The sequence below is a fragment of the Cyclonatronum proteinivorum genome (assembly GCF_003353065.1).
Classification (GTDB): domain Bacteria; phylum Bacteroidota; class Rhodothermia; order Balneolales; family Cyclonatronaceae; genus Cyclonatronum; species Cyclonatronum proteinivorum.
The window spans coordinates 3602881-3614855 of the sequence record NZ_CP027806.1; the positions used below are offsets into that span (position 1 = coordinate 3602881).

Annotated in this window: 9 protein-coding genes; 6 read left to right on the forward strand and 3 right to left on the reverse strand. The window is 50.7% G+C overall.

The features are described 5' to 3' along the window. Positions 1-180 precede the first annotated feature (180 nt). Together CYPRO_RS13660 and CYPRO_RS13665 are read left to right on the forward strand one after the other, a co-directional pair. On the forward strand, positions 181-1008 hold the full coding sequence (locus tag CYPRO_RS13660; RefSeq protein ID WP_164682808.1) for a sulfite exporter TauE/SafE family protein: 828 nt from the start codon (positions 181-183) through the stop codon (positions 1006-1008). Positions 1009-1206: 198 nt separating this feature from the next. Further along, positions 1207-2982, forward strand: coding sequence for a Na/Pi cotransporter family protein (locus tag CYPRO_RS13665; RefSeq protein ID WP_114985143.1), 1776 nt, complete (start codon positions 1207-1209; stop codon positions 2980-2982). A gap of 188 nt (positions 2983-3170) precedes the next feature. Here CYPRO_RS13665 and CYPRO_RS13670 read toward each other — a convergent pair whose 3' ends face one another. Beyond that, on the reverse strand, positions 3171-3623 hold the full coding sequence (locus tag CYPRO_RS13670) for a hypothetical protein (RefSeq protein WP_114985144.1): 453 nt from the start codon (positions 3621-3623) through the stop codon (positions 3171-3173). 189 nt (positions 3624-3812) lie between these two features. Here CYPRO_RS13670 and CYPRO_RS13675 point away from each other — a divergent pair, with 189 nt between their 5' ends. Together CYPRO_RS13675 and CYPRO_RS13680 are read left to right on the forward strand one after the other, a co-directional pair. Beyond that, positions 3813-4985: an acyl-CoA dehydrogenase family protein gene (locus CYPRO_RS13675; protein WP_114985145.1), complete on the forward strand. Its 1173-nt coding sequence runs from the start codon at positions 3813-3815 to the stop codon at positions 4983-4985. A 202-nt stretch (positions 4986-5187) separates the two neighbouring features. Next, a complete protein-coding gene (locus tag CYPRO_RS13680) occupies positions 5188-6450 on the forward strand; it encodes an acyl-CoA dehydrogenase (protein ID WP_114985146.1) in 1263 nt (420 codons plus the stop codon). A 723-nt stretch (positions 6451-7173) separates the two neighbouring features. Here CYPRO_RS13680 and CYPRO_RS13685 read toward each other — a convergent pair. Both CYPRO_RS13685 and CYPRO_RS13690 read right to left on the reverse strand, forming a co-directional pair. Then, entirely contained in the window at positions 7174-8145 is a 972-nt protein-coding gene (locus tag CYPRO_RS13685) for an IS110 family RNA-guided transposase (protein ID WP_114985147.1), read from the reverse strand. Between the two features lie 1063 nt (positions 8146-9208). Continuing rightward, positions 9209-9916 (reverse strand): outer membrane beta-barrel protein, encoded by a 708-nt coding sequence (locus tag CYPRO_RS13690; protein WP_114985148.1) that lies wholly within the window; start codon positions 9914-9916, stop codon positions 9209-9211. Positions 9917-10222: 306 nt separating this feature from the next. On the opposite strand from CYPRO_RS13690, the gene CYPRO_RS13695 reads away from it, so the two are divergent. Further along, positions 10223-10648, forward strand: coding sequence for a secondary thiamine-phosphate synthase enzyme YjbQ (locus tag CYPRO_RS13695; RefSeq protein ID WP_114985817.1), 426 nt, complete (start codon positions 10223-10225; stop codon positions 10646-10648). Between the two features lie 324 nt (positions 10649-10972). Continuing rightward, positions 10973-11974 (forward strand): iron ABC transporter substrate-binding protein, encoded by a 1002-nt coding sequence (locus CYPRO_RS13705; RefSeq protein ID WP_114985150.1) that lies wholly within the window; start codon positions 10973-10975, stop codon positions 11972-11974. Position 11975: the final 1 nt, after the last annotated feature.

Genomic DNA, 11975 nt, shown 5'->3' on the forward strand with positions numbered 1-11975 from the left:
CTTTTTTCGGTATTCCAATTTTAGACTCCCGCGTATGCATGCCTTAAACCCCTGAAAACCTTACGCGAGGAAGTGATACGGGCATAGGCGCTTTAGGTGTCTTTTTTGGCCTGCATTGCTTATACTCTTGCTCCGATTTTTTTCGTCATCGCCCAATCAACCGCTTTTGTGCTCATTTTCTTGATCCTTCTTTTAATTGGCATTTTTGGCGGCATACTGGCCGGCATGCTCGGGGTAGGCGGAGGGCTCATTTTCACGCCCGTCCTGATTTTTCTGTTCACAGATTCGCTCGAAGACCCGCTCCCCTGGATTATCGGCACCTCGCTGCTCTGCACCTTTGCCGCTTCGCTGAGCAGCGTGCGTAAACACGTGCGAATGAACAATTTCTTCAAAAAGGACAGCCTGCGTGTTGGGGCCTTCAGCCTGGCCGGTACTGCCGCCGGGGTTGCCGTCGTGCAGTCAGCCTGGTATAGCCAAACCGAATTTTCAATCCTTTTCAGCGGTCTGCTGTTTTTCACAGCCTATAAATTCATCTTCAAAAAGAAGACCGTCATCAAACCAGAGGATGCAGCACATGATGAAAACCTGCTCCGTGACGGCAGCCTGAGTACCCCGCAAAGTCTGGCCATAGGCACAGCCGGAGGCACTGTTGCGACGCTGGCCGGGGTAGGCGGAGGCGTGATTATGGTTCCGCTGATGACCATGCTGCTGCGGCAGCCCTACCTGAAGGCGATCAGCATTTCATCAGCAGCTATTGTGTTCATCTCTTTTTTTGGATGGGGACAGCTTGCCCTTGGCAGCCCTGAGGAAAGCGGTACTACAGCATATACCCTTGGTTATGTTGACTTTGGCGCTGCACTTCCGCTGATTGCCGGTGCGCTGATCGGAGCTAACTACGGTGTATACGCCACAAGCCGCATTCCCAAAACCTACATGGAATTTGTATTTGGTCTGCTGGCACTTGCTGTCGCCGCACGACTATTATGGCGGGTATTTGCGAGTATTTAGACGGGATGTTACCCCAGTATTAAATCCGAAAAAATCCGGCAGTTCAAATGCTTTCAGGTCTTTTTGCTCATTTTTTTTTGATATTTTTCTGCCCATCATAAAACAGACCAATAAACGACCACACGTCTTAATCTTAGGTAATGCGCTACCGGCAGCAGTAAACCGCAACAAAGACTTCTGCCTAAACAGCCACACACTATGACCTATACTTTTTTTGATTTCCTGCAGCTTGTTGGCTCATTGGGTATTTTCATTTTCGGGATGAAAATCTTCAGCGACGGCCTTCAGAAAGTAGCCGGAAGCAAGCTAAGATCAATCCTTAAGGGGATGACCCGAAACCGGTTAACGGGGGTAGTTACCGGTTTTGGCACCACGGCCATCACACAGTCTTCCACAACTACTACCGTTATGGTTGTAAGTTTTGTGAATGCAGGCCTGCTCACTTTTGTGGAATCAACCGGGGTAATTATGGGAGCCAACATTGGCACAACCATCACCGCCTGGATGGTTTCCGTGTTCGGCTTCAAGTTTCAGATTACCCCCATTGCCATCATGCTCATCGGGATTTTCTTCCCCTTTCTCTTTGTGAGCAATATGAAGTTGCGCAATATAGCGGAGGCCATGATTGGTTTCGGTATCCTGTTTATTGGTCTTGAGTTCATCAAAGACGCCGTTCCGGATATAGACGAGAACCCTGAGATTTTCGCTTTCCTTAATAGTTTTACGGATTATGGGTATGTATCGCTGCTCATTTTTGTAGGGGTCGGAACCGTTCTCACCCTGCTCACACAGTCATCTTCCGCAGCTACAGCCATCACCCTTGTAATGCTCTTTCAGGGTTGGATTTCCTTCCCGATTGCAGCTGCCATGATTTTGGGTGAAAACATCGGGACAACCGTTACCGCCAACATTGCCGCGCTAATCGGAAACGTACATGCCAAGCGGGCCGCGCGATTCCACTTCTTCTTCAATATAGCGGGGGTCACTTGGATGCTGGTACTCATTTACCCCTTCCTAAACGGCATTGACTGGATTATGCAGCAGGCAATACCCGGATCGCTTTCCGTTTTTTCGGATGATCCTGCCGCGCGTCCCAATGCAACCCTGGCGCTCTCTCTGTTTCATACGACTTTCAATGTGCTCAATGTGATTGTGCTCTTTGCCTTTGTGCCGTATTTGGTGCGCTTTGTGGAACGCATTCAGCCGGACAAAGGCGGCGCCGACGATCGCTTTGAGCTCAAATACATCAACATTGGCCTGATGTCATCTGCGGAGCTTTCCATCGAACAGGCTCGTAAGGAAATTGGACTATTTGCGAAAATGGTCGAGAAAATGCACTATGGTTTTCTGGGCCTGGTGTATAAGAAACCTGAAAAACAGCGGAAATTCCTCAAAAAACTGGAAAAGCGGGAAGAAATCACCGATCAGCTTGAAGTTGAAATTGCAGAATACCTGGTTCAGATTTCTGAAAACACCAATGTATCGTCTGACTCCATCCGCAAGATCCGGAATATGCAGAGCATGATTAACGATCTCGAGCGGATTGGCGATCTCTATTTTCAGATGTCCAAAACGTATGAGCGCACCCTCGATAATGAAGAAGAGCGCGTACCGGATGAAGCCCTTGATGAGCTCAGAGAAATGCTCGCCGCGGTACATGACGCAATCATTGTAATGAAGGATAATATCCTGGCCCGCACGGCAGATGTTGACCTCGAAGCCGCCATTGCGCTCGAGCGCAAGATTGATGAAACCCGCGACCGCCTGCGCGAAAGCCATTATGCCCGCCTTGAAGGAGGCGCGTACAATGTGCGCTCCGGCATTATGTATCTTGATCTGCTGAACCGCCTCGAGAAAATCGGGGATCACATCATGAACGTAAGCGAGGCCGCAGCCGGTAAAAAATTCGTCATCAATAAAGTGGAAGGTGTCCTGCCCCCAGTGCGTAAAGAAGCTAAATCAAAGAATCAGTAGTCAGTAATAGGTACCCTTCCTGCACTTACTTGTGGAGCGAAATAACCTGAGACACTGCCATTTTGACGCTATGGACTGCAATGAATAACTGCAGTCCATAGCGCTATTCTCCGGGTGTGGCCTTATATGCAACGACCAAATTGCGCTTACGGCCACGTATATCAATTATAAAAACGAAAGGTCTTCAACTACAGCTGTTTTCGGAGTTTCCGGAACTGCCACCAGGTGTAGAGGGATGTAGAGCCGTAGAATACCAGGAAGGCTCCGATCATGATGTTGGCAAGGGCGGGGGTTCCGGTGATGAGGAGGGCAAATACAAAGGTAATAATTCCGAAAAAGGAAATGCCGCCGGAGAGAATTGCGCCAAAGGCCATCACAATAAGCACGAAGGCAAAGGCGTACGGGATAAAGTTTTCAAACTGATAGACAAATACGCCGGCCACAAACGAAACAAAACCTACAAAAAAGCCGGGGCGCTGAAGGAACTGCATGATGGCATTTGAGATGAGCCATGCTGCTATAATGATGTGGAGTAAGTCCGGAAATATCATGCTTAAAGCGCCGGTAAACAGGGCAACGAGTCCGTTTGTAAATTTTTTACCAGGCTGTGCTTCTGAAAACTGCGTATAAAACTGTTGCATAAAATGCTGCGGTTAAATTGGATACCGAAAATGGGCTTGCGTAATATCCGGAATTCATTACACAAATCCTGCCAAACGGTTTGCCTTTGCCGAAAGTTATAAATGCTTGTAAGCTTATGCCTTAAACAGGCCAAAACTGCGTATATTAGGCCGGAAAATCGCTTCCAACCAATCTTAACCAATATTGAAATGATTACAGATACCTTAACGCCTCCCGCAGGCTTAGGCTTCGAACTTTCCGAAGACCACACCATGATTCGCGACAGTATCCGCGATTTTGTTGAAAAGAGAGTTGCTCCTACGGTCATGGAGCGGGATGAGAAATGCGCGTTTCCGCATGACATCGTGAACGAGCTGGCCGAAATGAACATGCTGGGTATATATCACGAAGAAAAGTACGGCGGCGCCGGTTTCGACACCATGAGCTTTGCCATTGTACTGGAAGAAATTGCCCGCTGGGACGCTTCCCTTGCGCTCACGGTCGCTTCACACACCTCGCTTTGCTCTGCACACATCGCCCTTGCCGGCAATGAAGATCAGAAAATGAAGTACCTCACGCAGCTCACAAGCGGTAAGGCGCTGGGCGCATGGGCGCTTACCGAGCCGGGTTCCGGAAGCGATGCTTCAAACATGAAAACAACAGCCGTACGACAGGGCGATCACTGGGTGCTGAATGGTTCCAAGATCTTCATCACGCAGGGCTCGGTCGGTAGTATTTATGTTGTGCTGGCGGTAACCGACCGCGATAAAGGCGCGAAGGGCGTTACGGCTTTCATCCTGGAAAAAGGCATGAAGGGCTTCAGCTATGGTCCGAAGCTGAAAAAGCTCGGGATGAATTCATCCGACACAACTGAAATTTATATGGAAGACGTAATCGTACCTGCTGAAAATCAGCTGGGCGAGCTTGGACACGGCTTCATTGATACCATGAAAATTCTGGACGGCGGTCGTATCGGCATTGGTGCCATTTCCGTCGGAATTGCACGGGGCGCATTTGAGGAATCCAAAAACTATGCACAGGAGCGCGCGCAGTTTGGCCGCCCCATCGGGCAGAATCAGGCCATTCAGTGGAAAATCGTGGATATGGGCGTGAACATCGATGCTGCGCGGCTGCTGGTACAGCGTGCCGCATGGCTGAAAGACAGCGGTAAGCCCTACACCAAAGAAGCTTCCATGGCCAAGCTGTTTGCTTCAGAAATGTGTACGCAGGCCTGCCTTGAAGCCATTCAGATTCATGGCGGCTACGGCTACACCAAAGAGTATCACGTTGAGCGCTTCCTGCGTGACGCCAAACTTCTCGAGATTGGCGAAGGCACGAGCGAAGTACAGCGCATGGTACTTGCACGGCAATTTATGAAGTAAACTGCGCAAATTGCCCTTCACGGGTGTACTGTTTTTCAAGGGCTGATAATTCGTTTTTATCAGCCCTTGTTTTTGCAGTTCTTCCTGCGATTAGGCGGGATTTTTATTAATTTGCATTTCAATACTCAGAATTTCTGAGCCCCTCGGCTTCCGCTGAATAGTTGTACTGAGGGATAATGCACTACTCCGAATTTTTTCTTTTATGGCAAAAAACAGCTTTAATACCGACGACGCGTATCAGTTTGAGTCGATGCTGGGCGAAGATGACCGCATGATTATGGAAACGGCTCGGGACTACGCCCAAAGCCGCCTGGAGCCCCGCGCCTGTGAGGCCAATCAGGATGAAATCTTTGACATGAACATCCCCAAAGAAATGGCAGAGCTGAACCTGCTCGGCGTTGTGGTTCCGGAAGAATACGGCGGCATCGGAGCAAGCTACACCGCATACGGCCTCATTGCCCGCGAAATTGAGCGGGTCGATTCCGCCTACCGCTCCTTCCTTTCGGTGCAGTCCTCGCTGGTGATGCACCCGATCAACGTATTCGGCACCGAGGAACAAAAGCGCAAATACCTGCCCAAACTCGCTGCTGCCGAGCTGATCGGCTGTTTCGGCCTTACCGAGCCGGATCACGGCTCTGACCCCGGTTCCATGGTCACAACCGCGACCAAAACCAACGGCGGCTGGGTGCTCAACGGCGCCAAGATGTGGATTACCAACTCCCCGATTGCTGATCTCGCAATCGTTTGGGCTAAAGCTAAAAACGCCGGTGCGGACGACGGCAAGATTATGGGCTTTATCGTAGAGCGCGACAGCGACGGCTACTCCGCGCCAACGACGCACAACAAAATGTCGCTGCGTGCTTCCTATACCGGAGAGCTGATTTTTGAGGATGTGTTTGTACCCGATGCCAACGTTTTCCCGGACATCCGCGGACTCAAAGGCCCGTTTACCTGTCTCAACAGCGCGCGCTACGGTATTGTCTGGGGCTCACTTGGGGCAGCCGAAAACTGCTATCAGCGGGCGCGTCAGTATGTGATGGAGCGCAAACAGTTCGGCTATCCGCTGGCGGCCAATCAGCTCATTCAGACCAAGCTGGCCAACATGCTCACCGACATCACGCAGATGCAGCTGCTGGCCTGGCGCCTCGGCAACCTGAAGGATCAGGGGCAGGATCATCCTACGATGACCTCACTCGCCAAGCGCAACAACTGCGGCCGCGCCCTTGAAATCGCCCGAATCGCCCGCGACATGCTCGGCGGCAACGGCATTACCGGCGAGTACCGCGTGATTCATCACGTTGTAAACCTGGAATCCGTGAACACCTATGAAGGTACGTACGATATTCACGGGCTCATTCTGGGCCGTGACATCACCGGCATTCAGTCCTTCACGCCCCGCGGCAACGACCTGCCCAAGGCAGAACCCAAACCCGAAGCCAAAACCCTGGAAGCGGCTGAAGCTTAATCCGCACTTCCTTTCATACGGTTCAAAAAACCGCTTTTTTATTCAAGGCCGGGCTGTTATCAGTCCGGCCTTTTGTGTATTATAAGTCTTCGGAAACCAAAGCTGAAATCATCCTGGCGTGTTTCCGCATTCTATTTGATTCGACCGTTTATTTTTTTTGATAGCACTGTAAGTAAAACCGCGATTGTCCCGAACAACGGGACAGGGTAAGTCGCGATTAAAGGGGCAGCGTTCTTTAAAGCTAGAGGCTTCGGCTATGCCTGCGCTTCGCTTTGGATGTCAGGATTAAAAAAATCCTGTTCATCCTGTAATCCTAAAAATCCTGTTCAAAATGCAGCGAGGCCGGCAATCTGTAGTACACTTGCCATCAGGGTTTAGCGCAGCTTTGATGTATCGCATACCGGAGCCCTGTACCGCCAGATCCTTCGACTTCGCTGCGCTTCGCTCAGGATGACACGCTCGCCATGCGTCAAACGGCGCGGCAGGCCGCGCCGGGTTTTCAGGAAACGCCACTGTCATCCTGAGCGGAGCCTTAGCGCAGCGAAGGCGGAGTCGAAGGATCTCGTATTGAGGACTGCTATGACCGGCATGATTTCGTGTCCTGTCCCGGCAAAGGAGGTCCCTCACATGAATCCTTCATCAATACCACGGCTAAACAACTATCGGCGGCTTCGATTTTCCTCCTGCCAAACGATAACGGTTCGGGATGAACTGTATTAAAAGTCAAGCGGCCAGCGCCTTTTTTTCATCATAAACTGAATTGGTCATGGCGACTTCAAACACCTGTCTTACTAATTTATGTGCAACGGCTATCTGAGCAACTTTATGAGGTTTTCCTTTACTTCTTAAACGTTTATACAGGTTACCACATGCGGGGTTATAGCGGCTCGCTGAGTAAGCGCACATATACAGCTGTTTTCGCACATAACCAGCCCCCATTTTGCTTATATGACCTTTGCCCTTTACGCTTGTACCTGACTGATACGGACTTGGCGCAATCCCGATATACGTACTCAGCTGCTGATGACTTTCAAAGCGCGTGAATCCGTCTGTTAAGACACATAACAGGATTGCAGTAGCCCTGCCAACACCCGGAATAGTGGAAATTCTTTTGATTAAATCACCGTATTCTTCCTTGGCCAATTCATCCAATTTCCGCTCAACCTTTTTGAGTGAGTCACGCATGAATGTCAGACTTTGATCATTAATTCTCAGGGCAGCTTCACAGGCCTGCTCATCAAGACTGAAAGCATGGTTTTGATTTTCGACCTGGTTGATTTGCTTGAGTAGCATCTCCCGAACGGTGTTTAATTGCCGAATAGAGCGCGTATTCACCGGTCTGGGTTTCCACACCTGCAGATCTGCATGCATTTTTAGGGCATAATCAGCGATCAGACGCGCATCAACCTGGTCAGTCTTGACCCGACTCATTTTGGCTTTGCAGTAGTTTTTGATCATTAGCGGATTAACGACACTAACCTTAATATCCCTGTCGGTCAGAAAGATGGCCAGACCAAGAAAGTACGGACCGGTGGCTTCCATCACCACCCAGCTGTCCGGAGTTACTGCGTCGGCGAGCTGTTGCCAGCCTGAGGGTTCGTTAGCCGCTTTTTTGACTTTTTTTTGACCCGCTTTGCAGAAATCAAGGGTATCTTTTGAGACATCAACTCCGAAAAAAATCCATAATATTGTTATTTTTCATTTATGGTAATAATCATGAGGGACTCCATTAGCATATCCATCATTTATGCTGGCTCGAAGCCTTATGAACTGTTCTTGCTTAGTGGAGTAAAGCGCGTTGGTTTCATCCCGAACGAGCTCGAAGCTCAATGACCGAAAGGCAGGGTACCAACGCGCTTTCACCTTCATGTTTGCGTACAAGTTAAGATTGTTAGATTCTTATCCAAAACAGCTGATCGTTGCCGCTTAACTAATATATGATGACCGGTTCGGGCTTGGGTTGTTTTAGAAGCCTGTTTGCACAACATCCTGTTCATCCTGTAATCCTACAAATCCTGTTCAAAATGCAGCGAGGCGGGCAATCTGTAGTACACTTGCCATCAGGGTTTAGCGCAGCTTTGACGTATCGCTTACCGCAGCCCTGTACCGCCGGATCCTTCGACTCCGCTGCGCTTCGCTCAGGATGACACGCTCGCCATGCATCAAACGGCGCGGCAGGCCGCGCCGGGGGTTGGGGAAAATGCCCCTGTCATCCTGAGCGGAGCCGGAGCGCAGCGTAGGCGGAGTCGAAGGATCTCGTATTGAGGACGGCTATGACCGGCATGATTCCGTGTCCTGTCCCAACGAAGGAGATCCCTCACATGAATCCTTCATCAATACCGCGGCTAAACAACTATCGGCGGCTTCGATTTTCCTCCTGCCAAACGATAACGGTTCGGGATGACCGGTTCGGGCTTGGGTTGTTTTAGAAGCCTGTTTGCACAACATCCTGTTCATCCTGTAATCCTACAAATCCTGTTCAAAACATCACGGCAGCGGCCATAGGCTCAGAACCCTTCAAAGCCGGATCCTTCGACTACGCCTGCGCTGCGCTTCGGCTTCGCTCAGGATGACAGCATGTTTTTTGAAAAACCGGCGCGGCTGGCCGCGCCGGTTACTACGAAGCAACCCTGTCATCCTGAGCGAAGCGCAGCGGAGTCGAAGGATCTCCCGCTATGTACCTCCCAAGCCAAACATGACCGAACTTACCCTAAAGTCTCAGTACAAGACCATCAGCTATATTCTCCACCCTGCAATATCAGAAATTAACCGTAAACCCAATGTTGAAGTTGAGAATATCGGTGCGGGATTCGAGCACGTCGAAGGTGAGCTCACCACCGGAGGTGTCGATAGAGCCGGGTCTGACGTATTCTGCATTTCCGCCGCGCATATAGCGGGCATTCACATTGAAGTAGGCCCGGCTTGTCTGCGGGGCAACACCTTCCCAGATCAGTACCCTGAATCCGCCGCCCAGGCCATAGGCGAAGGCGAAATCGTCAAAGTTGGTATCACTAACTACTTCTTCCTGCGTGCGCCGGTCGCGAATGGTTGAATCGGTGTAGAGGTAGTTGAAGCCAATCAGCGCGTCCACATAGGGACGGAAGCGGATGTCGCGGCCAGTGAGACGCGTGAAGAAACTGAAGTTGGCCATGTTGTAGCTGTTATCTACCTGCACGGTCACATCCGGAATGGTCGGGCTAATGGGCACGCGGCGGCGATCGGTTCCGAAGGTCAGGAAACCGGCGTCAATGCCCAGCATTAAGGGGGAGTAGGGCAGACGATAACCCGCCATACCGCTGATCCCGTAACCGGTGCGATCCAGCTTTTCCCCAAAATCACCCTGCGGCACGCCTATCTGAAAGTTGAGGGCAAACTCAGCTTCCTGTGCCGCTGCTTTTTCCACAAAGCCAAACAAAAAAAGCCCCGCAAGAAGGGCCGTGAGTGAAGTAGCATAGAAGAATTTCATAGGTTGTCCTGAAATGAATGAATGAATGGAATAGGTTTTTGATATCCGGACCTGACTTGTAAGCGTAGTCCCTGCCTGCTGTCTTCAAACTGATTAATCTCTTATTTGTTTTCCGAAATTAACATTTTGCCGGTCAGGGCTTGATTTCTGAATGTAAGTTGTTTTTCATTAAGCGCTTAAATAAGTTACGCATATTTATCATCAATCACTATTTTTGGCTTTTATCGTCGGGCTGGGAAGGGACCCTTCCACCCAAGAAAGCCGCTTACACAAATTAACATCAGACAGACAAGGGTTAGGATTATGATTTTTATCCAGAAAGAAATTCAGCTGCGTCCCCATTCGCGGGGCTTTCATATTATCACCGAGGAAGTGCTGCGGCCTATGGGCGACATACGGGATATCCGAAAGGGCATGCTGCAGGTTTTCATCAAGCACACGAGTGCTTCTCTTACCATAAACGAGAACGCAGATCCGACGGTCCGGCAGGACTTTGAGTCTTTCTTTAACCGCACGGTTCCGGAAGATACCCGGCTATACAAGCATACCCTGGAAGGGGAAGACGATATGACCTCCCACATCAAAAGCTCCCTTATGGGCGCTTCTGTACTCATTCCAATTCGGGACGGGCGGCTGAATATGGGCGTATGGCAGGGCATTTACCTGTGTGAGCACCGCAATCACGGGGGGTCCCGGCAGCTGATTGTATCCGCCTGGGGCATGCCCGCTTAATTTTCAGCTAAAAGAATGGATGCCGATTTGAGGGATGTTCAAAGTCCTTGAAAGCGCTCTGAAGCTCTAAACCTTTGTTTATGATTCAACTGTTTCCTGCCTGCTTTTGTGACCGGCTGAAGACCCTCATCAGTTGATTCAGCCCATATCACAACACGCAGACCTGCGGTTCGGTATGGCAGGAAGCCTGCATCAGCAAGCTTTTTTCCAAAAAAAGACGCGTCTTCATGTAAATACAACATGCGTGTGCTATTTTAAATCAGTCTGAATAGTTGTATTTTAAAGCGTTTATTTAGACTTAATCTTTACACACGCGATTATTTTATGAAGTCTGCCCGCAATACATTATTACTCATTGCTGCTTTTTTAGGCTGTTTCCTGCTCACCGCTGAACAGGTGATGGCACAGCTTACCGTATACTCCGGACGCAACCGCGCCCTGGTAGAACCGCTGGTAAACCGGTTTCAGGAGGAAACAGGCATAAGTGTACGGGTGCGCTATGGCGGCACGACGCAGCTGGCGGTCGCCATCCTGGAGGAAGGCCGCAGAAGTCCGGCTGATGTATTCTGGTCGCAGGATGCCGGCGCCCTTGGCGCGCTGCACAACGGCAACATGCTGATTGCCCTGCCCGACTCCATCACGCAGGCGCTGCCCTATCAGTTCCGAAACAGCGCCCTCACCTGGGTTTCGACCAGTGCCCGTGCCCGTGTGCTCGCCTTCGACGCCAACCGCATCAGCGCCGAAGATCTTCCTGCATCCGTCTATGACCTCACCGGTCCTGAGTGGCGCGGAAAGGTGGGCTGGGCACCGACCAACGCCTCCTTTCAATCGTTCGTAACAGCCATGCGCGCCCTCGACGGCGAAGAAAAAACGCGGCAATGGCTGCTTGATATGCGCCGCAACGGTGCCATCGCCTACAACAACAACAACTCCATTCTGCAAGCGATCGAAGCCGGTGAAGTGCTCGTAGGACTCACCAATCACTATTATATCGACCGCGCGATAGCGTCCAATCCCAACTACCCCATCCGCTTTGCCTTTTTTGAATTGGGTGATACCGGCAACCTGATTAATGTAGCGGGCATGGGTATCGTCGCACCTTCGCGCAGGGTCGAGCATGCTACCCGCTTCATTCATTTCATGATTCAGGAAGAAGCGCAGCAGTTCTTCCGGGATTCTACTTTTGAATATCCGGTTAGAACAGGCCTGGAGCAGGGCTACCGGATGATTGAAGACGTGCTCGAACTTGCCCCGGATATCGACCTCGACCTGCTCGAAGATCTGGACGGCACCCTGCGCCTGCTTCGCCAAACCGGACTGCTCTGAT